The organism is Faecalibacterium prausnitzii (genome assembly GCF_003287405.1).
Classification (GTDB): Bacteria; Bacillota; Clostridia; order Oscillospirales; family Ruminococcaceae; genus Faecalibacterium; species Faecalibacterium intestinale.
Genome location: NZ_PRLD01000001.1, coordinates 378,773 through 401,741, shown reverse-complemented (window position 1 = coordinate 401,741; position 22,969 = coordinate 378,773). Strand labels below are relative to the sequence as shown.

General features: G+C 49.6%; 28 protein-coding genes and 1 pseudogene. 1 reads left to right on the top strand and 28 read right to left on the bottom strand.

Features of this window, described 5'->3' with window-relative positions:
• Positions 1–4 precede the first annotated feature (4 nt).
• From C4N24_RS02095 to C4N24_RS02030, 12 genes are all read right to left on the bottom strand, one after another.
• Positions 5–2,380: a VirB4-like conjugal transfer ATPase, CD1110 family gene (locus C4N24_RS02095; protein WP_207657263.1), complete on the bottom strand. Its 2,376-nt coding sequence runs from the start codon at positions 2,378–2,380 to the stop codon at positions 5–7.
• Positions 2,298–2,780, bottom strand: coding sequence for a PrgI family protein (locus C4N24_RS02090; protein ID WP_242983159.1), 483 nt, complete (start codon positions 2,778–2,780; stop codon positions 2,298–2,300). The genes C4N24_RS02095 and C4N24_RS02090 overlap by 83 nt, the downstream gene beginning before the upstream one ends.
• A 32-nt stretch (positions 2,781–2,812) precedes the next feature.
• A complete protein-coding gene (locus tag C4N24_RS02085) occupies positions 2,813–3,682 on the bottom strand; it encodes a VirB6/TrbL-like conjugal transfer protein, CD1112 family (protein ID WP_112090109.1) in 870 nt (289 codons plus the stop codon).
• A 19-nt stretch (positions 3,683–3,701) separates the two neighbouring features.
• The gene (locus tag C4N24_RS02080; protein ID WP_242983158.1) at positions 3,702–3,755 is read right to left on the bottom strand and encodes a hypothetical protein; all 54 of its coding nucleotides are present in this window, start codon (positions 3,753–3,755) and stop codon (positions 3,702–3,704) included.
• A gap of 123 nt (positions 3,756–3,878) precedes the next feature.
• On the bottom strand, positions 3,879–5,549 hold the full coding sequence (locus C4N24_RS02075) for a recombinase family protein (protein ID WP_007887864.1): 1,671 nt from the start codon (positions 5,547–5,549) through the stop codon (positions 3,879–3,881).
• A complete protein-coding gene (locus C4N24_RS02070) occupies positions 5,550–5,747 on the bottom strand; it encodes a hypothetical protein (protein ID WP_003020324.1) in 198 nt (65 codons plus the stop codon).
• 241 nt (positions 5,748–5,988) lie between these two features.
• The gene (locus tag C4N24_RS02060) at positions 5,989–7,326 is read right to left on the bottom strand and encodes a virulence-associated E family protein (RefSeq protein ID WP_003500111.1); all 1,338 of its coding nucleotides are present in this window, start codon (positions 7,324–7,326) and stop codon (positions 5,989–5,991) included.
• Positions 7,295–7,939 carry a CHC2 zinc finger domain-containing protein gene (locus tag C4N24_RS02055; protein ID WP_007887871.1) on the bottom strand — a complete coding sequence of 215 codons (645 nt, stop codon included), beginning with the start codon at positions 7,937–7,939 and terminating at the stop codon, positions 7,295–7,297. Before C4N24_RS02055 ends, C4N24_RS02060 begins: the two co-directional genes overlap by 32 nt.
• 65 nt (positions 7,940–8,004) lie before the next feature.
• Positions 8,005–9,585 (bottom strand): MobQ family relaxase, encoded by a 1,581-nt coding sequence (gene mobQ / locus C4N24_RS02050; RefSeq protein WP_007887873.1) that lies wholly within the window; start codon positions 9,583–9,585, stop codon positions 8,005–8,007.
• Positions 9,586–10,266: 681 nt separating this feature from the next.
• On the bottom strand, positions 10,267–10,563 hold the full coding sequence (locus C4N24_RS02040) for a DUF3847 domain-containing protein (protein ID WP_112090108.1): 297 nt from the start codon (positions 10,561–10,563) through the stop codon (positions 10,267–10,269).
• Positions 10,556–10,897: a DeoR family transcriptional regulator gene (locus C4N24_RS02035; RefSeq protein ID WP_097786107.1), complete on the bottom strand. Its 342-nt coding sequence runs from the start codon at positions 10,895–10,897 to the stop codon at positions 10,556–10,558. The genes C4N24_RS02040 and C4N24_RS02035 overlap by 8 nt, the downstream gene beginning before the upstream one ends.
• On the bottom strand, positions 10,894–11,082 hold the full coding sequence (locus tag C4N24_RS02030; protein ID WP_005930722.1) for a hypothetical protein: 189 nt from the start codon (positions 11,080–11,082) through the stop codon (positions 10,894–10,896). Before C4N24_RS02030 ends, C4N24_RS02035 begins: the two co-directional genes overlap by 4 nt.
• A gap of 483 nt (positions 11,083–11,565) precedes the next feature.
• Between C4N24_RS02030 and C4N24_RS02020 the strand changes: the two genes are divergently transcribed.
• A complete protein-coding gene (locus C4N24_RS02020) occupies positions 11,566–12,372 on the top strand; it encodes a helix-turn-helix domain-containing protein (protein ID WP_009323504.1) in 807 nt (268 codons plus the stop codon).
• A gap of 98 nt (positions 12,373–12,470) precedes the next feature.
• On the opposite strand, the gene C4N24_RS02015 is transcribed toward C4N24_RS02020, so the two are convergent.
• From C4N24_RS02015 to C4N24_RS01945, 16 genes and pseudogenes are all read right to left on the bottom strand, one after another.
• A complete protein-coding gene (locus C4N24_RS02015) occupies positions 12,471–12,629 on the bottom strand; it encodes a binding-protein-dependent transport permease (RefSeq protein WP_112090107.1) in 159 nt (52 codons plus the stop codon).
• A 32-nt stretch (positions 12,630–12,661) separates the two neighbouring features.
• Complete coding sequence (locus tag C4N24_RS15250; protein ID WP_181573031.1) at positions 12,662–12,802, bottom strand: hypothetical protein; 141 nt, start codon at positions 12,800–12,802, stop codon at positions 12,662–12,664.
• A 240-nt stretch (positions 12,803–13,042) separates the two neighbouring features.
• A complete protein-coding gene (locus C4N24_RS02010; RefSeq protein ID WP_003020283.1) occupies positions 13,043–13,420 on the bottom strand; it encodes a TnpV protein in 378 nt (125 codons plus the stop codon).
• On the bottom strand, positions 13,380–13,742 hold the full coding sequence (locus tag C4N24_RS02005; RefSeq protein ID WP_006060467.1) for a helix-turn-helix domain-containing protein: 363 nt from the start codon (positions 13,740–13,742) through the stop codon (positions 13,380–13,382). The genes C4N24_RS02010 and C4N24_RS02005 overlap by 41 nt, the downstream gene beginning before the upstream one ends.
• Before the next feature lie 70 nt (positions 13,743–13,812).
• A pseudogene (locus C4N24_RS02000) lies at positions 13,813–13,965 on the bottom strand (Maff2 family mobile element protein); the annotation flags it as partial.
• Positions 13,962–14,315: a hypothetical protein gene (locus tag C4N24_RS01995; RefSeq protein WP_146746784.1), complete on the bottom strand. Its 354-nt coding sequence runs from the start codon at positions 14,313–14,315 to the stop codon at positions 13,962–13,964. The pseudogene C4N24_RS02000 and the gene C4N24_RS01995, both read right to left, overlap by 4 nt.
• Positions 14,316–14,336: 21 nt before the next feature.
• Positions 14,337–16,121, bottom strand: a complete 1,785-nt coding sequence (locus tag C4N24_RS01990; RefSeq protein WP_112090104.1) for a VirD4-like conjugal transfer protein, CD1115 family — start codon at positions 16,119–16,121, stop codon at positions 14,337–14,339.
• Positions 16,118–16,600: a PcfB family protein gene (locus C4N24_RS01985; protein WP_112090103.1), complete on the bottom strand. Its 483-nt coding sequence runs from the start codon at positions 16,598–16,600 to the stop codon at positions 16,118–16,120. The genes C4N24_RS01990 and C4N24_RS01985 overlap by 4 nt, the downstream gene beginning before the upstream one ends.
• 124 nt (positions 16,601–16,724) lie before the next feature.
• Positions 16,725–17,531 carry a phosphoadenosine phosphosulfate reductase family protein gene (locus C4N24_RS01980; protein ID WP_112090102.1) on the bottom strand — a complete coding sequence of 269 codons (807 nt, stop codon included), beginning with the start codon at positions 17,529–17,531 and terminating at the stop codon, positions 16,725–16,727.
• 79 nt (positions 17,532–17,610) lie between these two features.
• Complete coding sequence (locus C4N24_RS01975) at positions 17,611–17,964, bottom strand: hypothetical protein (RefSeq protein WP_112090101.1); 354 nt, start codon at positions 17,962–17,964, stop codon at positions 17,611–17,613.
• A gap of 175 nt (positions 17,965–18,139) precedes the next feature.
• A complete protein-coding gene (locus tag C4N24_RS01970; protein ID WP_112090100.1) occupies positions 18,140–19,042 on the bottom strand; it encodes a DUF6017 domain-containing protein in 903 nt (300 codons plus the stop codon).
• A 103-nt stretch (positions 19,043–19,145) separates the two neighbouring features.
• Positions 19,146–21,095 (bottom strand): recombinase family protein, encoded by a 1,950-nt coding sequence (locus C4N24_RS01965; protein ID WP_112090099.1) that lies wholly within the window; start codon positions 21,093–21,095, stop codon positions 19,146–19,148.
• On the bottom strand, positions 21,082–21,327 hold the full coding sequence (locus C4N24_RS01960) for a helix-turn-helix domain-containing protein (RefSeq protein WP_055040422.1): 246 nt from the start codon (positions 21,325–21,327) through the stop codon (positions 21,082–21,084). Before C4N24_RS01960 ends, C4N24_RS01965 begins: the two co-directional genes overlap by 14 nt.
• 88 nt (positions 21,328–21,415) lie before the next feature.
• The gene (locus C4N24_RS01955) at positions 21,416–21,613 is read right to left on the bottom strand and encodes a hypothetical protein (protein WP_055040423.1); all 198 of its coding nucleotides are present in this window, start codon (positions 21,611–21,613) and stop codon (positions 21,416–21,418) included.
• Positions 21,597–22,583, bottom strand: coding sequence for a MobV family relaxase (mobV, locus tag C4N24_RS01950; protein WP_015534240.1), 987 nt, complete (start codon positions 22,581–22,583; stop codon positions 21,597–21,599). The genes C4N24_RS01955 and mobV overlap by 17 nt, the downstream gene beginning before the upstream one ends.
• A 2-nt stretch (positions 22,584–22,585) precedes the next feature.
• Positions 22,586–22,804 (bottom strand): hypothetical protein, encoded by a 219-nt coding sequence (locus C4N24_RS01945; protein WP_015534241.1) that lies wholly within the window; start codon positions 22,802–22,804, stop codon positions 22,586–22,588.
• Positions 22,805–22,969: the final 165 nt, after the last annotated feature.

Here is a 22,969-nt window from a genome sequence, read left to right as displayed (position 1 = left end):
CTCCTTATGCTGCCAAATCCGCAGGCTTCGTAGTCATAACCTGGTACAGCTTCGTATCCGTGGGGAACTTATCGACAAAGGGAATGATTTTATCTCCAAAGAACAAAAGCCCCTCACCGGCGTCACTGTTCGTGATGTGACCCAGCTCTTGGGGAGAGATACCAAGACGCTGCGCCAGAATGTTCCGGTCGCTGGCCGCCTGGTTCAGCATCAGGATAAAATCGCTGTTTTCCAGGATATTTTCAATCTCCGGGCTTTCCAGCAGATCCTTGACGTTCTGCGTCAGAGCTGTCGGGATGCCATTCCATTTTCGGAATCTCTTGTAGATTTCTGCGGTGTAGGCAGCCGTCTGCGGCTCCTTTAAAAGCAAGTGGAACTCATCTAAGTAGATGCGGGTGGTCTTTCCGGCATAGCGGTTTACGGTGGTGCGCTGCCAGATGTTATTTTGGACGGTCAGCATACCGGGCTTTTTCAGGTTCTGCCCCAGACCGCTGATGTCATAGCAGGCCACACGGTTATCAACATTGACGTTGGTTCGGTGGTTCAGATAATTGAGGGAACCAAACACATACAGTTCCAGTGCCGTGGCAAGTTCCTGTGCCTGTTCTTCCTGCTGTGCCCGCAGGCACTCATACAAATCCCCCAGGATCGGCATATTTTCCGGTCTGGGGTCTTTGATGAGCTGGCGGTAGATTTTCGGGATACAGCGGTCAATGACCGATTTCTCAATGGGCTTTAGGCCGCCCTGAGCGGCGGACAAAATCAGTTCACAGAATGACATGATAAAGTCCGCTTTCATCAGAAGCGGATTCTCGCCGGTATTCGTGGTCAGGTCTACATCCAGCGGATTGATATAATCGTGGCTGTCCGGGGCAAGCCGGATCACCTGTCCTGAAAGCTGCTGGCACAGGGAAGTATATTCATTCTCAGGATCGAGGAACAAAATGTCATCCGTGGTATGCAGATAGACGTCTGCCGCTTCCCGCTTGCAGCTAAAGGATTTACCGGAACCGGGCGTGCCAAGCACCACTCCGTTGGGGCACTTGAGCGTTTTGCGGTCAGCCAGAATCATCCGGTTTGTGGTGGCGTTTAACCCATAGTAAACGCCTTTGGGCTGGAATACCTCACAGGCACGGAACGGCAAAAAGATTGCCGTTCCGCTGGTGGTAAGCCCACGCTGGATTTCCACCTGGTTGATGCCGATGGGCAGCGCAGACACAAAGCCCTGTTCCTGCTGATAGTCCAGCCGGATCAGATCGCAGTTCTGAGTATTGGTAATGCCGTTTGCGGAGTAGATCAGATTTTCCAGCTTCTGACGGCTGGACGCCGCATGGACAACCAGGATTGTGACCATAAACATTTTCTCGTCATGGTTCTGCAAATCCTCCAAAAGTTTCTGGGCTTCTTTGCCGAATGTCACAAGGTCGGGCGGCAGGATGTCCATATCAAAACCGGAGCGGACGGCCCTTTTCTGTTCGTCGATCTTTGCCTTGTCCAGATCACTTAGCTTGCGCTTGACCGCTTTCAGAGCGGCATTCTGGTCGAGGGCTTTGGCATGGATGCTGATGATCTGGCTCCCTTCCATGTTCAAAATGCTGTTTAACAGCGTGTCATACAGTTTGGTCGCCCGGATCTGCAAAAAAGAAACCGCCCCGAAAGATGCGCCGGAGCGGAAATAGCGCCCATCCTTGAAGAAAAACGAGCTGGGGGCGATATAGTCTTTGCTGGACAGCCCGGTGTGGTTTAAGGAATCCCAGTTAAAACGGAACTTCCGGTTCTCCTCCAGATGCAGGCACCGATGGAGAAGCGTCAACCGTTCATAACCGTCCATCGGATGTGCGGCAACCGTCAGGGCACGGAAATGCCCCACCACATCATTGTCGATCTGCTCCAGGCGGGAACGGGCCTGCCTGATGCCGTCTGCTTCGATAGTATAGGTCAGGCAGATACGGCGCTCATACCGGCTCTTGGAAACCTGCCGCACCAGCATATCGCTGTATTCCTTTCGGATTTCATCGAACTGGTCGCCCTGGGGGTTAAGGGCAAGCATTTTCCGGTATTCCACCAGGTCTGCCGGATAGCAGATCACGGAAAGTTCAAAGCCCACAGACGGCCCGAAATAGTTGACCAGTTTGCAGTAAAGCTCAAACAGAACCGCCTTTTCATCGTCAGACGCTTCGGCATAGTTGATGTCATCGCAGAGGACGCTTTTACTGTAAAGCCGGTTCGTGATGCGGCAGATGCCGTCCGGGTACATTTCTTCATAGGGAATGGTCTGCTGGGCGGTCTTTGCGATTTTACCCTCTTTTTTTGCCCGCCGGATTGCCTTTTCCACACGCCTTTTGTCGGCGGCGGTCAGCTTGGTGTCGGGCCGGATCACGAGATGTTCCCAGCCCACGGCTGTTTTTGCCGGTGGCTTTGTTCTGAATGGAAACAAGTTGTTGTACCTCCTTTTCATAGCGTGCCTGCCGCTCCAGGGCGGCAAACCGGTTGTTGGTCTGGTAAGGTCTGGCCGCAGGTGCGAGCAGCCGGACACGGATGATATTTTTCAGAATCTTTTCCAATGGCTGACCGTTCTTCTCATACAGCCCGAACAGCATAAAGGGCGCTGCCAGGGCAATCAGAAGAAGCAGGGCAAGGTCATTCCCCAGGGAGTGCCGGGTTAAGAAGTAAGTGCCCACGCCTGCAATCCCGCCCAGGGAAAAGCAGACAATCTGGCGCTTGGTCAGCCCAAAAGCCACTTTGTCCTTGACCTCGGTCAAATCTTTGGTAATCGTCACATAAGCCAATCGAAACCCTCCTTTCTCAAAACTTAGTGTGCGTTTAGGATGCTTTTCGCCACGGAGCCGGTCTTAAACAGGCTGAAGCACAGAAGCACCGTGTAGGCGGCGCAGCTCCAGATGGAAGCCTGCAAATCCCCACCCAGGGAAAGAGCATTGACCAGCACGGCATAGATGCCGACACAGATCATGATTAAGAAGCCTTGCAGCCCCAGGGCGGCAAGCCCCCGGACGTAGTTGGTGCCGATGTTGCCCCATTCCCGGTTCATAAAGGTGGCAAAGGGCAGCGGGCCGACACTGGCGTAAATATAAATTTCAATCATCCTGCCATACAAAATGACCGTGATGATAAGCCCCATCGCTTTCATGGCAAAGGATACGACCCAGGTTTCCAGCATCAAGGCAAACAGATCTCCCAGCCCCGTGGCCTGAAGCTCCGTCGTGATGTTGGCGATTGCAGAGGAAATGTCGATGCTGGCGTTGGTATCTATGACACCGGCACTCCTTTGAACCATTGTCTGTGCAACCTGGAAAATCGCCATGATGAAATCAAAGGTATGATTAACGATGATTGCCGCCGCCGCTGACTTGAACGCCCATTTGAAGAACATAAAGGTATCAATGTCGTGCATATTGTTCTTCTCGATAATCATGGAAATCAGTTCATACGTCAGGACGGCGGCTATCACAAGCCCCGCTATGGGGACTACCACATTCTTAGACAGCGTAAGAATAATGGAAAAGACGCTGGAGTTCCAGGACTCCGGCGTCTTTCCCACTTCGGTTGCGATTGTGGCGACCTTGCTGTTGACATCGCTAAACATACTCGACAGATTGCCAGTGATGGCTCCGATTAAGAAGTCTTTCAGCCACTGTTCAATGGCGTCGATTATGCTTTGCATAAGCCGCTACCCGTGCCGATTAGACGGTAATCAGGCTGGACAGCAGCGGAACCACTTTCAGACCGAGAAGCATAATGCCGCCGCCCGCCATAAGCTGTTTTATCCCCAATTAGGTGTAAAACTCTGCTCGATGGCGGGCGGCGGCGTACAAAAAATCTATATGGTGTTTTTAAGAGAACCGTCCCGGCGGGACAGGTCAGGCAGTGACCTGTTCCACCTCTGGGATGGGTTTGAGATTAAAATGAATTTCGATAGAAATGTGTCTTGTTTTATCTTCGTCAATGCGCTCATGCACGACGATTTCTTTGATTAAGCGGTTGAGGGTGGCTGCGTCCAGCTCTGTGATATTGGCGTATTCCTGAATGGCTTCCACCCATTGTTTTGCGTCATTGGCAAGCTGGACTTCATCGGACAGCCGCTTTCTGCCCTCGGACACTTTTGCTTTAAGCTCCGCTTGCTCGGTCTGTGTCTTTTCCAGCATGGTGTTGAAATTCTGCTCACTGATACGCCCTGCAATCATATCCTCATAAAGCCGCATGACCATTTTATCCAGAACCTCAATCCGTTCCTCGTCCCTTGTAAGGGAGCGTTCCATTGCTTCCCGCTGTTCCCGCTGCTCGGCTTCACAGGTATTAGTCAGGCGGTCGGCAACCGCTTTCCCGTCCATCAGGGCAGCTCTGGCACATTCCCGGATTTTCCGCAGCACATGGCTGTAAAGGGTGTCATAGTCAATCCGGTGCTGGGTGCAGTGGTTCTTTCCAAAGGCATTGTAGGTCTTGCAGGAATAAATCTGCTGGGGATGTTTTGCGTTTGTGTAGCGTATCGTCAGCGACTTCCCACACTCGCCGCATTTTATCAGTCCGGCAAACAGGCTGATTTCATTGGTCTGCCCCGGACGCTGGCGGGATTTCAGCTTGTTCTGCACAATGTCAAAGCTCATGCGGTCAATCAGCGGTTCATGCTGTCCCTCCACCACAATCCAGTCCTCCGGCTTCTTTTCTCCAATCGTGCCGATTTTGAAACGGTAGTCTTTTTTCTGGGAAGCAATCGCCCCGGTGTAGACGGGATTCATCAAGAGGTCTTTGATAACGGAGAAGTCCCACATATACCGTCCGTTTTCTGGGTCTTTCTTTTCCCATTTGGTGCGGGTATTGCGAAGCCCCCGTTCCCGGTTCCACCATGTGGGGCAGGGGATTTTTTCTTCCTCCAGCCGTCTGCGGATATAGTTCGGACCATGACCGTTCAGGGCATATCCGAAAATCAGCCGCACAATCGGGGCGGTTTCCTCGTCAATGAGCAGATGGTTTCTGTCCTCTGGGTCTTTCCGATACCCAAAGGGGGCAAGACACCCGGTAAACTGTCCTTTCTGCGCTTTCAGAAGATAAGAGGAATGGACTTTCTTGGAAATATCCTTGCTGTACATCTCGTTCAGGATATTCTTGAACGGGGCAATATCGTTGTTATCCCGCAGGGTGTCGATACCGTCATTCATGGCGATATAGCGGACACCGTTTCTTGGGAAAAAGTCCTCAATCAAATGCCCGGTTTGCAGATAGTTACGCCCCAGTCGGCTGAGGTCTTTCGTGATGACAAGGTTGATTTGCCTGCGCTCAATGGCTCTCAACATTCTCTGTAAATCAGGACGCTCCATATTAAGACCTGTGAAGCCATCGTCCTGATAGACTGCCACAACCTCCCATCCCTGCTTTTCGCAGTATTTTTCCAGCATATCACGCTGGTTTGCGATACTGGCACTTTCGCCTTGCAGGTCATCGTCCTTTGACAGCCTGCAATAGACCGCTGCACGATACCCTCCGGCAAGTGCCGAACCGATTGTTCTGTATTCCATTTCGTTCATCATAGCCATTTACCCACACAATCCAGACGGTATCTGGCTCTTTTGAACCTCATCTTCATTATAGCTCATATCTTTCCTTTTAGCAAGATATTCTTTCGTATTTGTCTTACCGTATTTCTGGGAAATCAGGCTGACGAACACATCGGTTGCGTCCAGTTCCCCGTCAAATACCGTTGTAACATGAATCTCTGTTTTGTTTTTTGCCATAGGCAGTTATCCTCCATACATGAAAATAGCCAGACAGAGGGTGTCGGCAACGAAGTCCGGCAACGGGCTTCAAAAGACCTTGCAAACAATCTCAATCTGGCGATGGTTACTATTTATACTTTTCTTTTATTTTTCTGTTGTTTTGGTTGTCATAGGGGAGAAAAGCCGATAGTTTCGGGATTTTCCCCGGCAACCGGCTCGGCAACGGGATAGCAACAGGGGGTGCAACGGGCTGCCATTTTCAGAACGGAAGCTCCATCTGTTCTGTGACCTCCACAAAACCGTCCATCGTTTTTTCAGACGGGTTGCCGGAGTCCGTTGCCGGGTTTTCACGCTCCCAGCCCTTTTGTCTGCCATATTCGGAAAACATTCTTGGGTTCGGGAAGTACCGCCAGCCAGAAATGCACTGGTTCATAATCTCGTTGATTTCCCGGATTTCCCATTGCTTCGGCTCGTCAAAGGCATGGTTCAAGGCTTCCTTATAGAGCTGCTTGGAGCAGACCATGCTCCCGGTGTACTTATCAAGATACGCCTGTATCATCCCGGCTTTGGTGTCCTCCGGCATAAAATCCCGCTGGTGTTCTTTGAGATACCGCTGCATGGCAGGGCTGAAAGCCAGCTTGAACCTGCCGCTTCTGTAAATTTCCATCGCTTCTGCCCACATCTGCTCGATATAGGCTCTGGAAGCGGCTTCGTCCTCCAAAATGTGAACCTCGGCTTGCTCCGGGTACACCATGACGGGGATAAAGCGGCGGTTGCCGGAACGGTCAAGGGGCAGGAAGTCAAGGGCATTGGAAGTGCCGCCAAACACGCACTGACGGGGGCGGTCTGCTGGGTGGGTTTCATAGGGTATCTTGTAAACCTCTTTCTGTCGGCTTAAAAATGACTTGATTTCCTCAATGCTCTTGGCGTTTGCGGTTGCCATCATTTCCGACATTTCGATAATCCAGTGACCTTGCAGCTTACGGTACACATTGTCATCGTCCAGCTTCCGCAAATCATCGGAGAACCACTCGTCCCGGACTGCCAGCAGACGGAAGAAGGTGGACTTTCCAGCCCCCTGACCGCCTACCAGACAGAGCATGATTTCAAACTTGCACCCCGGCTGAAAGGCTCGTGAGATTGCACCCAGCAGGAACAGCTTCAACGCTTCATAGGTGTAATCGTCTGCGTCAGCCCCCAGAAAGTGCCGCAGACAGAAACGGATTCGTTCTGTCCCGTCCCACACAAGGGCACTTAGGTAGTCCCGGATGGGATGGTACTTGTTTTCATTCGCCACAATCCCGATGGCATTATCAATCTTTTTCTCATTGGTAAGCCCATAGGTTTCTTCCAGATAGAGAAGCAGATACTTCATATCCGTATCGTTCAGGGCTGTGCTTTCTCTGTGAAAACCGATGGGCTTTATGATGTCCTTGCGGTCGGTCAGGATGTTGTATGCGATAGCCCCGGAAAGCAGAGGGTCACGCTGGAATACGGTCAGGCAGTTCCGTATGCTCTGGCGGACACCGCCTTTCTCGGTGGTTTCCAGCCCCGCCTTGATTTCCTCAATGCTCTGGGGCGGCTGCATGGCGTTCATGGTGTTTTTTAGTTCTTGCTGCGTCTGCGGCTGCAAGCTCTGCCATTCGCTGTTCAAGCTGTATCACATCCTTTCCGTAGTCCGCAATCAAAGCCGCTTTTTCCTCTGTCTCCCCGAACAGCAGCACATCCAGCAGATATTCCACATGGGCTTGCTTTTGTAAGGCTTCCACAAACCGGGGATGAAAGGCTTCCTCTGGGGAGTGCGGGGCATATTCCGTTCTCCATGCCATAAGCAAGTGGAGATAATCGGCAAGGATACGGAAGCAGCGGTTCTTTGCTTCCTGAAACTGTTCCTCCGGGGATTTCTGCCGGGGCTTGGGCTTTTTTGCCTTTCCCGGCGGTTTCCAGTCCTCATAGGAAAGCCCGAAGTCATTTGCCAGTTGTACGGCGGCTTCTTTCTTTGCCAGCCCATACAGGGCGGCGGCAAAATCAATCACATCCCCATCCGCACCGCAGCCGAAGCAGTGGTAACGCCGATCCAGCTTCATGCTTGGGGTTTTATCATTATGGAACGGGCAGCAAGCCATCCCGTTCCGACCTACATGGATTCCATAATGCTCCGCAGCCTGTCTTGTTGTGACGGACTGCTTCACAGCTTCAAATACATTCAAATCTATCCCTCCTTGAAAATAAGAAAAGCACCTGACATTCTCTGATTGAAAATGGCAAGTGCCTGTTAAAGTTCCATATCCTGTTGTCTGTGTTTCGCCTGTGCCGGGGCGGTTCTTTGAGCCTTTTTCTCGTCTGCCTTATCCTGCAAGACTTCCTTGATGGGCTGCTTCTTGGGCGGCTCTTTACTTTCCTCTGTGCCGGGTGTGGCTTTCCGTACCCAGTAGCGGATGTCCCGCAGCTTCTTCAAATCCTCCTGTACCTCGGTCAGTGGTACTTTCAACTCTGCGATTTCTTCCAGAAGCGTTTCCTGCTCCTCTTGCAGCTCCTTTTGGGTACTGTCCTTATCATCTGGGTGCTTGGCAAGGTGGGTGGCGGCTTTTTCATACCGGGCAACCTCCGGGTGTTCCTGTTTGAATTTCTCCTTTGTTTTCTTAAAAAATATCTTCTGGTACTTCTCATAGACAGGCTTACATTCCTTGCAGTCTGTCCGGCTGGCAAGAATCCCGTCAATCACTTTGCTTCGGGCTTCCTTTGGCTTCATCTGATTGCGGTAATCTGCGGCTGATTTCCCGGAAGATTCCAGAAATGCTTCTAAGTCCTCCACAGTGGAAAGCCCCTTTTGCTGGAGATAGGACAGGGCTTCGCTGACTGCCTTTAAGTCCTGTGAAGTCCCCCGGTTCTGTCCAGACCTCGTCCAGTCCTTCCGTTCTTCCTTTCGTATCTCCATATATTTCATCAGTAGATTGGGAAGAAGTGTCGCTTCCTCCGCCGCCTTTTGTGCAAGCAGTTCTTTCCGTTTTTCTCCCAGCTCGGTAATCCAGCCTTTGAGGTTTTGGATAAGCTGCCGGATGGACTTCATCAGGCGGTTGGCGGCTCTGATTTCCCGGTTCAGGTTGCCGATGTTCGTCTGGATACCCCGCTTTTCCATCTGCCGGACAGCAGCTCCCTCATGGACAGTAGGGATAATATCAAGCCCCTGTCTGGCATAAGAACGCAAGTCCACACGCTCTGGGCGGTCATTGGCTTCCAGATAGCGGTTCTGGATGACCTCCCATTCATGCCGCCAGATTTCGCAATACTTCTGGTCGTTCCAGTCAACCGTATCCTCCTTGTGGCTTTTCCATCTGCCGGACGGAAGTTTTATCCGTTCCCCGTTTTCGTCAAGGTCATAAACCTTGCGGCTCTTGGGAAGCCATTTTCCATGTTCGTCCATTGCCCTCATAGTGAGCATGACATGGGCGTGGGGATTGTGTCCCGGCGGATGGGGGTCATGGATTGCAAAATCAGCAATCATGCCTTTGGAAACAAACTGCTGCTCACAAAACTCCCGGACAAGGACAGCATACTGGTCGGGCGGTATCTCTCTGGGGATGGTAAGCACCCACCGCCTTGCAAGCTGGGAGTTCCATTGTTTTTCCACCGCTTCGGCGGCGTTCCACAAAGTATTGCGGTCTGCATATTCCTGTGGGGCATTAGGTGGGAGCAGGATTTCATTGTGGACAATACCACGCTTTTCCGGGTAGTGCTTCACTTGCTGGTCGTATTCACAGAACAGCTTTTCGCCGCTTTGGTAAGCAGCGGCGGCAACCGCAGACTGCCGCTGGCTGCGCTGAACAATCGTGATTTCGTTGTGTGGGCAGGGCATTTCGTGTCCCTCCTTTCGGTAATTGGTGGATGGGGTGGCGTTTTACCACCTCATTTTGGCAGAAAAAAAGCAGGAGACCTTTTTCAGATTTCCTGCTCGGTGTGCCGCTGTGAAGGCGGCGGATATTTAGCTGTAAAAGTTCGGGACAAGTTGACCCGATGTGTGGGTGGCAAACTTGAATTTTACGATTTTTTGTTTTTCAAAAAGTCAATAGTTCTTTTCACGATAAATACGATACATATCAAACCTACAATCCCACAAACAATAGAGTCCTTTAAGTCTGCAAATCCTCCTGTGTACTGCATTGCATAATAATAAACTGTCCATATCAGTATCAATACGAACACACTAATACTTAACCAATAAGACTTTTTCTTCATCTAATTTTCCTCACATTGAACTTCCGATTAGTCGTTGACTTCATTATACTTTATTCGACCGTCAAAGTATAGAGAGATTTTGTAAAACTTGTCGGCTGGGAACAACTTGCAACGCAAGGTGTCCCCAGATGGCAAGTCCACAAAAGGGTAGCTGGCGGCAGCCAGCGCAGGGGAAGCGTAGCGTCCCCTGTTTGATTTGGAGCAGACCATGACTGCGGAAAATCACAGCCCTCCGGTGAGGAGCCTTCGGAGAACGCAATGCACCAACCTCTGGGTGGTGTATAATTGCGCCCTTAGTAAACTAAGGGGTTTTCGGCTTCTTCCGTTCCAGCAGTTTTTTCAATAGTTCCTGCGTGTCCTGCCTGTGAAAAATGAGTTTCAATAACAGCATGACATCATCATCTGTCAGGCGTTCCGGCTCTTGCAGAAAACTTTCCAGCATACCGCCACGGGTACAGAGCCGGTGCGTCCGTTCCTTTCGGGTAAGCTGTTTTAACTGGTGCTGCAATGCCTTTTCATCATTGATGGCTTTCCGCAGTTTCTTTTCGCTTTTCTCCAGCTCCCGGTTGAGCTTTTCCAGCTTTGAGGTATCAGGCAAGGGCAGCGTCCTCCTTTCCCGGTATCAGCACATAAATCCTGTTTGGTTCTCCAACGCCCTGACGCACCCGCATGATAAGTCCGGCGGTTTCCAGTTCATTCAGAGAACGCTTGACCGTCATAGAGCTGCGGGACAAGACTGCGGCAATGGCTGTAACAGGGAAGCAGACAAACAGGATTCCGTTTTCGTCCTCCTGCCCTTTGGATAGCATAGCGTCCAACATCCGGCAGTACATGACCTTTGCGGTGCTGCTGACTGGAAATCCTGTCAACGCTCTGGGAAAGGGCATACAGGGCGGCAATGGTGTGTCTATCGTCATAAATTCAAAATTCATTCTGTGTGTTCCTCCTTTTTCTTTGCTCGCTTGGATAAATAACGGGGGCAGTCAATCACAACCGCCCGGAAGCTCTGCCTGCACCCATGCTGGCATTTCCGGCATAATTCGTTGTAAGTGACACGCCCCCGGTCATTGAGGTAAAAGGAAAGCTCATGCTTCCTCTTTTTGCTCATTCTCGGCATATTGCGCTTCCTCCCGTTTTCGTGTATGGTTTCGGGGCGATTTTCGGCAAAATTACAGCCATAGAGCCGCTTAAAATCTCCCGAAGTATCAGCGATAGGGTAGACTGTCCCCCTATCAGATTGTCGTGTTTCGGTATCATTTCGGTGTCAGTTCGCCAGTTCTCCCCGGTGTCGTTCCTCCCCTGAATCTCACAGCGGCGTATCGCTCCCTTTGGTATGCTCGTTTTGGTAAGGGTTCCTCCATATCCCTGCCAAAAGTCATGGCACTACATCGCCGGGGAAGCATATCCCACACAGGCTGGTCATTCGATTGGAATAATCCATCGATGAACTACCTGTATCATAGAACATTTTTGTGCCCTGTGCCGTATGTCCACAAAGTAGGAATTAGGGGTAAAAATCAGAAATTTCCACGATTGCGGAAAGTGTGATATAATCCAGATAAGCGGCAGCAATCAAACCACCGGAAAGGAGCGTGCGCCCATGAAAGGAGCGACAAGCATACAGGAACGCCTTTGGGAACTCCGCAAGGACAAAGGCTTAAATCTGGAAGAGTTGTCAGAGTTGACGGGTATTTCCAAATCAGCTCTTGGAAGTTATGAGAAAGAGGATTATAAAGAAATCAATCATGGCAACCTTATCACACTGGCAGACTTCTATGGGGTTTCCGTTGATTATCTGCTGTGCCGGACAGAGAACAGGGAGCAGATCAACACGCCATTGACGGAGTTGCATTTGAATGATGAGATGGTTGCTCTCCTGAAAAGCGGTCGGATTAACAACCGTCTGCTCTGTGAGCTTGCCACACATAAAGATTTTATCAAGTTTCTTGCGGACATTGAGATTTATGTGGACGGGATTGCCACCATGCAGATTCAAAACCTCAATGCCCTTGTTGATACTGTCCGACATGAAATCATTGAACGGTATCGCCCTGGCGAAGACGACCCCCATTTGAAAGTGCTACAAGCCGCCCATATCAGTGATGATGAATATTTCAGTCAGATGGTACGGGATGACCTCAACCTCATTATCCGGGATATTCGAGAAGCCCATAAAAAGGACAGTGAGAGTGCACCCCAGACCACTGTTGCCAATGAACTGAAAGAAAATCTGGAAGCGGTCGAAAATTTCAAGGGCAGCCGGGATGAAAAGCTGGTTGTCCTTTACTGTAAACAGCTCGGTATCAACTATAAAAATCTGTCAGACGAAGAATTTCGCTGGTTGATTCGGATTCTCAAAAAATCAAAGAAAATGGGAACGCCTATCAGCCAAAGGAAAAAACGGTAAAGAAAAACCGCTGTTGCATGGTTTGTTGGCTTCCATGTAGCAGCGGTTTTTGCTGGGATTATTCAGTTGAATTTTTAGAACGACAAACTGGGATTTGGTTACTTCTTCTTATCGTTGAAGTAGATGATAAATCCACCCATAACTGCAATTGCAAGAACAATACCCCATTCGGGTGCATTGACCCAGTTTGCAAAGATGGCACTACTCATAAAACCAACAATTACAGTTACAATCATTGCTAAAATCGCTTTACCCATACAATCACACTCCTTTGTCAAATTGGAATTGGTCAGTCTTTCTTGCTATCATCAACAATGGCAAGAACCAATCCGACAGCACCTACTGCCAATGTAAGCAACTCCATTCCCGAACTACACATTTGCAGTAAAATAGCGAACAACAAAATAGCGATACCCTTATTCTTTTTCATACAATCACGCTCCTTTGTCAATTTGGAATTAGTTAGGTTGCCTTTTTCTTTGATCTGTAAATCAGCACGATAATCGTATGGACAATAATGGCAACAACCGAAATGACGATAATCAGACCGTAGGAAGTAAAAGGCTTGAAATAGTGTCCCATCGGCTCCATACCAGACAGTTTTGCAACTGCATAGGAAGAACCAAAGCTCAATAAATTGCCGATTTGTCATAATCATTCTATCATACCGTTATGAATAAATCATCTCTTGCAAAATAATTTCTTCTGCCCGGTTGTGAATGTTATTGCAACGCCGCACCCATTCCATTTCTTGGGTTCGTTTCAATTCCTCGGTCACGCCCTCGGCATCTTTCATCTGCTCCATGATGGTGTCTAACCGTTCCTGTGCCTGTTCGTTCAGGTCTGCAAGGTATGTCCATAACTCCCCGGTCAAGGTCAATGTGTTCAATCTGACTGGGTGGACTTCCCTTAAATATTCCCTGTGCATCCGTCCGTACTTTCCAATAGGGCGGTGTTCCTTCGGCAGCTTCAAATCCGGGATATAGTAATCTCCGACAAGGATATAATCAATTCCGTTTTCCGTTATTCTTGGTTTCAGTTCGCTCATGTTCCTTACCTCCTGTGGAAGTAGGCTCGTCTGGTACTAACTCAATCACATCGGTAATCTCACAATTCAGCGTTTCGCAGATACGGGCTAATGTGTCCATGCTGATGTGCTTTCCCTCTTTACTCATGTTGGCAATCATATTCGTTGTCATACCAGCGGCAAGCCTTAAATCTTCTTTTCGCATATCACGCTCTAACAGTGTGTGCCAGAGTGGTTTATAGCTGATGTGCATATTGTTTTCCTGCCTTTCTACCCATACCACCGGGGCGGCTGCCCCGGCAGGAGCTTTTCTCTTATTATAACACCAATCTTGTGAAATCACAATTTATTCTTGTAGCCTGCCGCTGATACCGTCTGGATTGGTTTTTCCTTTCTTTTTGTTCCCTTTAATTAGCCATGAACTGCTTGACACCCTGGCTTTTGGAAGCAGGGTTGTCGGCCCCGTAACCCTCCATGAGGTTGACCACACCCCACACGCCAACGCCGCCGCCCAGGGCAACAACCAGAGTAGACATCGTAGAAACAGCAGTCGTAAAGAAACTCATAATAAAATCCTCCTTGAATTTAAAAAACGTGTTGATATGTTGTCGGTTTGGTTTTTGGATTGGAGCAGCCCCCTTTCAGGCTCTGCCCGGACGGGCGGACGGATATGCTTTTTCATCCGCACCGCCGTTTTGGAAAATTCCGGGCAGATCGGGGTTTTCTCCGGGGAGCGGTTATAAAAATCTGCCATTGAACCGTAATAAAAAGCGCCGTTTAACGCCCTGGCTATCGTTTCCAATACATGAACCGCTTCGTCGTAAAATCCCATTTTGACCTCCCATGTGATGAAATTGCCGGTGTCCGGCTGGTTTTGGGCAAAAAAAGAAAAGGCTCCACCGATTTCAAAGCCCACAAAGGGGCATCGGTGGAGCCTTTAGGCAGCCGCTTGGGGCTGTTCTATCTCTCCGAGGTCATAGACCTCAAATTCTTCTTCCGGCTTGACTTTGAGCCGGTGTTGCAGGTATGTCTTTACATCAAAGGTAAACTTGGGGTTGGCGTCTGCCGTGTACTTGTACTGGGGATGCTTCGTCAGATCATACTTCTTGGAGTAGAATGGGCGGACACCCTGCACCTGGACGATGCAGCGACTGGAGGGCATGACAGCCAGCTCATCCACGCTCATCAGTTCTTTGCCCAGCTTCTGATAGTTCAGACCGTAGGTACGCTGGGCACCACGGGAATCGCTTTCATTCATGGTGTCAATGGTTTCTTTTCCCAAAAGCCCGGACACCATCTTTAAGCTGCTTTCCTCTTTCCCGCCCAGAAACAGCATGGTTGAGCAGCACCCGGCAACGGTTTCCGCATTGTCCTTATACATTCCTTTAAGCTGGCTGAACGTCTGGAGGACGATGTGGGCAGATATATTCCTCGACCGGATCACGGAAACCAAATGCTCCCAGTTCGGAATTTTTTGGTTTGCGAACTCATCAAACAGGCAGGTTACATGGATCGGGAGCCTGCCATGATAGACTTTCAACGCCCGGTCGCACAGTACGTTGAACATCTGGGAGTACATCATGGCTGAAATGAAGTTGAACGTCGGGTCGGTATCGGAAACCACCGCAAAGAGGGCGGTTTTCTCGTCACCCAGCTTTTCAAGCTCTAATTCATCATAGGACATCATCTCCCGGACGGCGGCAATATCAAATGGGGCTAATCTGGCCCCGCAGGAAATAAGTATGCTTTTTAGAGTTTTTCCCGCCGCCATCTTAAATTTTTTATACTGCCTTGCCGCAAAGTGGTCGGGATTGCGCTGTTCCAACTGTTCAAACAGCAGGTCAACCGCTGATTTAAAGTTCTCGTCGTCCTCCCGGCACTCGCAGGCATTGAGCATATCCAGCAGGGTATTCATGTTGCGTTCCTCGGCTGGGGCTTCATAGTAGATATAAGCGATCAGTGCCTGATACAACAGGGCTTCCGCTTTCTGCCAGAAATCGTCCCCGCCTTTGGCTTCTCCCTGGGTATTGGTCATAATAACCGTGACAAGGGTGAGAATGTCCGTTTCGCTATGGAGATAGACAAATGGGTTGTAGTGCATGGAACAGGAAAAATCAATGGTATTTAAAACCTTGATTTTGTACCCGCCACGCACCAGTGCCCGCCCGACTTCCTCGATAACCGTACCCTTTGGATCGGAGCAGACATACGATGCGTTCATCTGGAGAAGATTGGGCTTAATGTGGTAGCGGGTCTTTCCCGAACCACTCCCCCCAATGACCAGCACATTCAGATTGACGTTTCTCTTTTCGGGGTCTGCAATTTTTCCCAGCGTCAGACGTTCCGTTTCGGACAGCAGGATATTCTGCGAAAAATCCGGGTCGATGAACGGCTCAATATCTTTTGCATTTCCCCATCGGGCAGTCCCATACTCCGCACCACGCCGGTATTTCCGGGCATTCTTGGATTTCTGGTATACGATAAACCACAGCAGAGCGCCGCAGGCAGCCCCCACCAGCAGGTCAAACGGATGCAGGCTGGGCAGGGGATTGGTAAAGGCTTCCCCGATTTTGAGGAACGCCCCAAAAATCCGATCCAGCACATCGCCGCCGGATGCCATGCGGTACGCCTGCCCCAGCTTGGTAGCCATCAGGCCGACCAGGATATACGGCAAAGCCGCTTTTAGCAGCTTGGAAGTATTGATTTTTGGCAATTTCTTCATCTGTCCACCTCCTGGCTCTTGTTCCGGGAGAGGGATTTTGCCATATCCTTGACCACTTCCTGGAGTTTGGAAAGCTGCTTGCGGATGGACGGCTTCTCCTTGGACTGGCTTTTCACGACTTTACCGGAATATTCCCGGAATGCCGCCGTCAGTGCGTCGGCATCTTTACTCTTGAAAAAGACCAGATACCGGGGCGGCTGTGTAGAAACATCCTTTTTGAGAGCAAAGTCAATACCGTATTTCCGGGCAACTTTCTCAAAAGACTTGATGTTGCCGTCCGTGATTTCGATGTTGCTGACCCCAACTCCCTGCCGGACAAGGTGTTTCACACTCTGTTTGCCCTTGTAGACCTTGGGATTTTTCTGCTTTTTCTCCATTTCCGCAAGGGCTTTCAGGAGTGCGGCTTTCAGCACATTGGCAGTCAGCTTGGTGGCTTTGATACTAATCGCCACCGATTTGTTTTCAACTTCTTCCTGCAAACCTCATCACTCCTTTCTCTGGCAGGAATGCTGAAAAAGGAAATGGTCTAAGGCGGAACCACCAGCCGGTGCAGCAGATAGATAATCGCTTTCCGATACACAGTTACTCCTTTCTCAAGACGAATTAACCCGCCAAAGGCAAACTGGACTGTTCTTCCTGGAAAAATCGTTCTTCCAGTCGTTGCACAGTCCAGTCTTTTTTGAATTGCCCTAACGGGCCGGGGCCAAATTGTTCCAGTGCCCGGTTATCCATCTCCCGCAGATGTTTCCACAGTTCGGGATGATGTTGCCGCAGCTTACGCAGTTCATCAATCCGTTGGAATGGACAGCACCAGCAGGATGCCCGATGATAAATCTCATACAAGCCCCCAAAATCAAACCCACGATCATAGCAGATTTTAAGGGCTTCTACTTCCGTAATTTTCCAGTCAACAAGCGGGTACTGCTCACACTTGCAGCGATTGCGCTCATCATAGGCAATTCCAACATAATGCAGGGCATGATATTTTCCCTTTAACTCATTGACTTTCTTGGTAATCAGATGTGTTTTAAGCTGTCCCGTACACCAACGGACACGGATACCTGGCCAGCCGTTCCCATATAACGGAACTCCATCACGCAGCCGCCGCTCAATAGCAGAGGGCTTTTGCTTGGGTTCTTCAAACATGAGCCATTCAAACCCTTTCGGATGCCGCAGGGTGGTAATGTGGATATTGCGCTTTTCGTAAAGAAATGCGTCCACTTTTGCCAGATGCTCATACATTTCCGGGAACTCCATGCCCGTATCGGCCGATAAAACGATGTCAATCGGCATATCCCGCTCAATCATCAGCAGGAGCATAGCAGTGCTGTCTTTACCGCCAGAAAGAGATACCGCATGATAACAGCCTTTCTCGGATTCTTTAGGCGCATTTTCGCTTTTGTATATCATGGTTTTAGACCTCCTTTGTAATCTCACAGCAAGTTGCGGTTTGATACGCTAAGGAGGAATCACAAAGAAGTAGAAAAAGTCAGACGGCATCAGTATCACGCCCCTGCTCCTTGATTTTGAGAACACCATCCAGGGTAGTGGCGGTAATGCCCAGCCGCTGTGCCACGGCAATATCGTTTTTAACGGACTCGTCAACTTCGTCCCCGCAGACGATCAGCACATGGCTCCGGCGCAGAAGTTCACGCCCAATGTCAATGCCGTCCTTGTGTTCGGCAGGAATGGAATCACGCAGGAAATGGGGAAGATAGAGAACCGGGCAGATCGGGGTAAACCCGGCTTCATAGACTTTGCGGCAGTACACCGCCGCCTGGTCAATGACGGTAAACTCGCCGCCTTTCCAGACGGCTGTAATGTAGGCAAATGGCTTTTTCATGGGGAAGCTCCTTTCTCCGGCTGTGCTGGGTAGCAAACGAGCAACCCCGTGTCAAGAATGAAAATGAACGCACACCGTGCGTTCTTGACACAGTGCTGCTCATTTGCATTTTTGCAGTTAAGGGGGCTGGCCAGGAACTGGCGCAGCCGCCCATAGGTGATTATGAAAAAAGCAGTTACCCACCGCCGTAAAGGTCATGGTTGACCAAAGCTGTGTAGTAACTGCTGATAGTGGTAGGGGCATTATACAAGGCGGTAAGCAGATACGCCCGGATATTTCGGACTTTGGTGGTGTTAGATTTCAAACTGCTCACCACATAGCTGATATGCTCCGAATTGAGTTTTAGCAGGCGGCTCTTTACAACCTCTAAGGGGAAGTCCTGGCCGCCTATGCGGATCATGGGCTTTGTGCTGCAAACCGTGTCCACCATGATGTCAACAATCTCGTCCAGAATGTCAGCATCATAGCCGAGCTGCCTGCGAGTGATGTCGTACTCAATATTCTCCATGATAATCTGACGATAGACACGCATCGTATCCATCGCATCTGCCGCAGGCGATCTATCTTCCGGCAGCCCCCTGGCCGGATAGATAGATGGTTCAGTATCACTCAATTCAGTATCTTTTATCTCAGTATTATTAGAGGCCGTTTTTTGGAAGTCTTGACTTCCAGATTGCGGAACTTTAGACTTCCGTTTTTCGGAAGTCAAGACTTCCGCATTCCGAACAAAGTTCTTAACGTAGATTTTTGTCGGCTTTCCCTGGCCTTGCTTTTTGCGCTCGATCAAGCCCGCCTTATCCAGTTCCCCAAAAAGGGAAACGGCTTTGGTATGCCCGCAGCACAGATATTCCAAAGCATCCTCCAGGGTAAAGAAAATGAATACCCGGTTGTATTCGTCCAGCCAGCCATTCCGAACTGACAGCCCCATACGGTCAAGCATAAGCCCATACAGGATTTTGGCGTCGGAAGATATGCGCCGGTAGCTGGGGTCAGTGAACAGCACTTTGGGTATCCGGTAAAAAGTGAACTGTTCCGCTTCATCTCCGTAGAAGTAGTCCAGCATGGCAAGGTCTGGCATGAATTACACCTCCCTCCTAAAAAATTCTAAATGCTTAAAGCAAAAGGTGCTGCTCGAAAGCAACACCTTTTAAATCTGAAACTGGCATCTCTATTCCGTTTTTCTATGGAATCATCTGGAAATGCTTGAGTGCATCCATAATCGCCGCTTCTTTCTCTGGCGGGCACTTCGGCACTTTGGCATCTTCTTTTTTTGACTGGTTATAGTTCTTTCTCTCGATAATGCCACATTTCCGTTTTATTTGGGCGATATAAAGCTGACTGACTTTAAAGCCGAATTTTTCAAGTACATAAGCCTTGATTTCATCGTAAGTGGCTTTACTCTCCGCTGCCGTCAAATCCAACTCATCCATCGTGATTTCCACCTCGATATGATGCTTGACATTTAGTTTGGACAATAAACATACCGTTTCGACCATTGTTTCATTTTCCAAGGGCAATTCTGTCACTTCTGTTCCATTCACCGGGACAGGGAAGTTGAAGATAATCTTCCTAATCCAGTTGCCATCCGGCTGCTTTTCCGGGAATAACTCAATCCGCTCAATAAACGCCCGCATGAACTCCTTCCGCTCCACTTCGGAGGCTGCTTCATAGACCTGATCGAATGCCAGCAACAGGCGGTAGATATTATTACCCGAAATTTTCTCCTGCCGGATGCTCCGTATCTGGCTTTGCACATCGTCAATCTGGACTTCAATCTCATCTATTCTACCATATTGCTCGTCATAGCGACGCTGCAAATCAGAAATTTTCCGGTCATAATACGGGTCATTCACATCCAAACCGTCCATCTGCCGTTCCAGGCGGGCTTTTGTGCCTAACGTCTGCCGAAGCTGCGCTTGCAACGCTTCCAGCTGTTTCTCTAAGTCGTTCGTATCGACAGCGGAGCCAATTTTCGCCTTGATTGCATCCGCAAACCGTGGGTCGCTGACCATAGCGGAGATAATTGACGCTACCATGCGGTTCATCTCTGTCTGTTCAATGTTCAGCCGGAAAGTGCACTCGTGGCCTGTTGGCGTTACCGTATTCTTGCAGTAATAGTAATAGCGGGTCTTTTTGTCCTTGCTGTGGGCTTTTGCAATATTCCCATATAGGCTTTTACCACAGCAGGGGCATTTCAGAATGCCGGACAGAATATGCGCATGGGTAGGATCGTTGACCTTCTCGCGCCGATAAGCATTGACTTTCCGTTTCTCCTGCGCGAGATTCCAATCTTCTTCAGAAATGATAGCCTCGTGCTTTCCCTCGTACACGGGAAACTCCGACTGTTCAACCACGTGCATCTCATTCCGGGTACCAATCTTCTTCTCTGTCCGGCGTCTGCCATAGGCAATTTTCCCCATATATACCGGATTGTCAATGATACTTTTCACAAAGCTGGCGGAAAAACCGGGAATGGTGCCGTTCTGCCGCAGCTTCTTCACAAAGCCCTGCCGGTTCAGATATTTCGCCACACCGCTGACGCCATCGTTGGTGTGAATATAGCGGTCAAAGATGGTGCGGATCACGTCCACTTCATCCTCAGCAATCAACAGTTCGCCTTTTTCAAGACGGTATCCATAAGGGGCAAAGCCGCCGTTCCATTTTCCTTCACGGGCTTTCTGCTCCCGTCCGGCCATCGTCTGTGTCCGAATATTTTCACGCTCTATCTCTGCCACCGCAGAAAGGACAGAAATCATCAGCTTGCCGGAATCTTTGGAACTGTCAATGCCGTCTTCCACACAAATCAGATTGACACCGAAATCCTGCATCAGCTGCAAGGAATTCAGAACGTCAGCGGCATTCCTGCCAAACCGGGACAGCTTGAACACCAGCACATATTCCACACCGTCTTTGCCGTCCTGAATGTCTTGCAGCATCCGCTGAAATTCGTGCCTGCCCTGAATATTCTTGCCGGAAAAGCCTTCATCAGAATATTCACCAGCCACTACCATATCTTCGTATTCAGCGTATTTCCGCAGTTTGTCTCGCTGAGCATCCAGACTGTATCCGTCCACCTGCATGGAAGTAGATACCCGTGTGTAGAGATAGCATTTTGTTTTAGTTTTTTTCATGCAGGCCGCCCCTTTCTTCCATCTCTGAACATTCATCCGTAACTTTCTTCTTCGCCAGACCTTCATTCTGAATGTAGTACTCCAACAAACGGAGCACATATTCCGGCGCATGGCGGTTATCCAGTTCCCATTCTGTCACAGTCCGATAGGGAATCTGAAAATATTTACAAAATTCCTTGCGATTCATGCCAGTGCTTTCCCGCAATTCTTTTATTTTGGTTTTGCAGTCCATTTCATTTACCCCATAAAGCAAAAATACACGTTGCGTATTTATTATAGCATACGCCAAACAAATACGCAACGTGTAAATTTAATTTATATCAAGCGGCTTTGTCAAATTCCTGATACACAGGAACGGGTTGCTTTCCTGATACCGCAGACTGTGTACGGCCATCCTTCTCAGTCTCCTGCATCTGCCCCAACAGCTGTGGCCCGTACTTCTGCAACAGCCGCGCCATCACATCAACACAGCGGTCAAATGCCGCATTATATTTCGGATCATCATAAACTTTGCTCAATAGGCCGCTCCTTTCCTCTATGGCTGCTCTGCGCATAGATGTTCAAAACTTCTGCCGGTATCTGTTCCAAAATCGCCACGGCACTGTCATAGTCGCGCCGCAGCTTGAGGTCTTCGATCTGCTTTAGGGTGCTGACCTTCTGCGCCGATGCAAGAGATTCTTCCAGCTCGGCATTTTTCGTTTTCAGCTTTTTGTTTTCGGATGCTGTTTTCGTAAAAGCCACGCCATATTTCCGCAGCAGCGTGTCCATCTTCTCCACGCTGGGAATATAGCTATCCAGAATCTTGCAGATTTCCTCCGCCCGGCTTTTGGCGTTAAAGGGATTGATTCCAGTGAGCAGATCCTCCAGTTTGCTTTTCTGTTTGGTCAGTCTGGTCATCTCCTTAAATACGCGGGGCGGGATATGGTCGCGCCCGGTCAGGCTGGCGCTCTCGCCACGCTCCAAATCTGGAAACTTCTTGACCATGTGTTTCCAAAACTCATCCTGCCACCAGGTCAGCTTCTTTTTATTGCCCATGATGTCTTTGGCGCTGAGCCTGCCATCCTCCGTCAAAGGGACAAAACAAAGGTGCATATGGGGCGTTTTCTCGTCCATATGCACCACGGCGGATATAATTGTCTCTTTGGACTGATGCTGTTCCAGAAAGTGCAGAGCTTCCTCGAAAAATACCCGAATTTCCGCCCGTTTCTTTCCCTTAAAGAACTCCGGGCTGGCTGTGAACAGCGTCTCGATCATACGGATACTGTCTTTCCGGGTACGGCATCCGGCAGCGGCAATTTGCCTCTCTGACTCGGCCCGGTACTTGCCGGGCGGTTTGACCAGATGGAAGTTGTACTTGCTTCGGCTGGTATCCACATCGGGATTACTGGCGTACTTTTCCTTTGTGCGCTCGTTATGGGCCTCGATATTGCCGATTTCAGGCCCCTTATATTTGGCAAATCGCATAATCGCGTATTGTGCTTTTTCCATACTCAATCCCTCCGTTTCTGCCAGACAATGTCATATCCCAGCACGTCAGCCAACTCCACGGCCTCCCGATACCGCAGCGATTCCCGCTGCAATTTTCCGGAAAGATTGGATACGCTGTCGCTCCACCCATACTCATCGTGCAGCTGGTCAACGACTTCCTGCATGGTGTAACCGGCGCGGATGATCTGCGCCTTGATTTCGTTTCGGATACTTGACTTCATAAAATATATTCCTCCATTTTCGCAAGTGAAGCCCTTTGTCACTTGATAGATAAAACATGATTTTCGGTTGCGTCATAAAAAGAACCGGCTACGCTGGGGAGCGCACCGGCTTTGGTCAATGGTGAAATTTGTGCAAATGCTGTTTTGCGATAGAAATGATTCCCT

What these genes read in the sequence shown, in the direction of transcription:
- C4N24_RS02085 (WP_112090109.1), bottom strand. Translation starts at nt 3,682, where the DNA reads ATGCAAAGCATAATCGACGCCATTGAACAGTGGCTGAAAGACTTCTTA.
- C4N24_RS02075 (WP_007887864.1), bottom strand. Translation starts at nt 5,549, where the DNA reads ATGGCTATGATGAACGAAATGGAATACAGAACAATCGGTTCGGCACTT.
- C4N24_RS02070 (WP_003020324.1), bottom strand. Translation starts at nt 5,747, where the DNA reads ATGGCAAAAAACAAAACAGAGATTCATGTTACAACGGTATTTGACGGG.
- C4N24_RS02060 (WP_003500111.1), bottom strand. Translation starts at nt 7,326, where the DNA reads ATGAACGCCATGCAGCCGCCCCAGAGCATTGAGGAAATCAAGGCGGGG.
- mobQ (WP_007887873.1), bottom strand. Translation starts at nt 9,585, where the DNA reads ATGCCCTGCCCACACAACGAAATCACGATTGTTCAGCGCAGCCAGCGG.
- C4N24_RS02035 (WP_097786107.1), bottom strand. Translation starts at nt 10,897, where the DNA reads ATGAATTTTGAATTTATGACGATAGACACACCATTGCCGCCCTGTATG.
- C4N24_RS02030 (WP_005930722.1), bottom strand. Translation starts at nt 11,082, where the DNA reads ATGCCGAGAATGAGCAAAAAGAGGAAGCATGAGCTTTCCTTTTACCTC.
- C4N24_RS02020 (WP_009323504.1), top strand. Translation starts at nt 11,566, where the DNA reads ATGAAAGGAGCGACAAGCATACAGGAACGCCTTTGGGAACTCCGCAAG.
- C4N24_RS02015 (WP_112090107.1), bottom strand. Translation starts at nt 12,629, where the DNA reads ATGGGTAAAGCGATTTTAGCAATGATTGTAACTGTAATTGTTGGTTTT.
- C4N24_RS15250 (WP_181573031.1), bottom strand. Translation starts at nt 12,802, where the DNA reads ATGAAAAAGAATAAGGGTATCGCTATTTTGTTGTTCGCTATTTTACTG.
- C4N24_RS02010 (WP_003020283.1), bottom strand. Translation starts at nt 13,420, where the DNA reads ATGAGCGAACTGAAACCAAGAATAACGGAAAACGGAATTGATTATATC.
- C4N24_RS01990 (WP_112090104.1), bottom strand. Translation starts at nt 16,121, where the DNA reads ATGAAGAAATTGCCAAAAATCAATACTTCCAAGCTGCTAAAAGCGGCT.
- C4N24_RS01980 (WP_112090102.1), bottom strand. Translation starts at nt 17,531, where the DNA reads ATGATATACAAAAGCGAAAATGCGCCTAAAGAATCCGAGAAAGGCTGT.
- C4N24_RS01975 (WP_112090101.1), bottom strand. Translation starts at nt 17,964, where the DNA reads ATGAAAAAGCCATTTGCCTACATTACAGCCGTCTGGAAAGGCGGCGAG.
- C4N24_RS01970 (WP_112090100.1), bottom strand. Translation starts at nt 19,042, where the DNA reads ATGCCAGACCTTGCCATGCTGGACTACTTCTACGGAGATGAAGCGGAA.
- C4N24_RS01965 (WP_112090099.1), bottom strand. Translation starts at nt 21,095, where the DNA reads ATGAAAAAAACTAAAACAAAATGCTATCTCTACACACGGGTATCTACT.
- C4N24_RS01960 (WP_055040422.1), bottom strand. Translation starts at nt 21,327, where the DNA reads ATGGACTGCAAAACCAAAATAAAAGAATTGCGGGAAAGCACTGGCATG.
- mobV (WP_015534240.1), bottom strand. Translation starts at nt 22,583, where the DNA reads ATGGAAAAAGCACAATACGCGATTATGCGATTTGCCAAATATAAGGGG.
- C4N24_RS01945 (WP_015534241.1), bottom strand. Translation starts at nt 22,804, where the DNA reads ATGAAGTCAAGTATCCGAAACGAAATCAAGGCGCAGATCATCCGCGCC.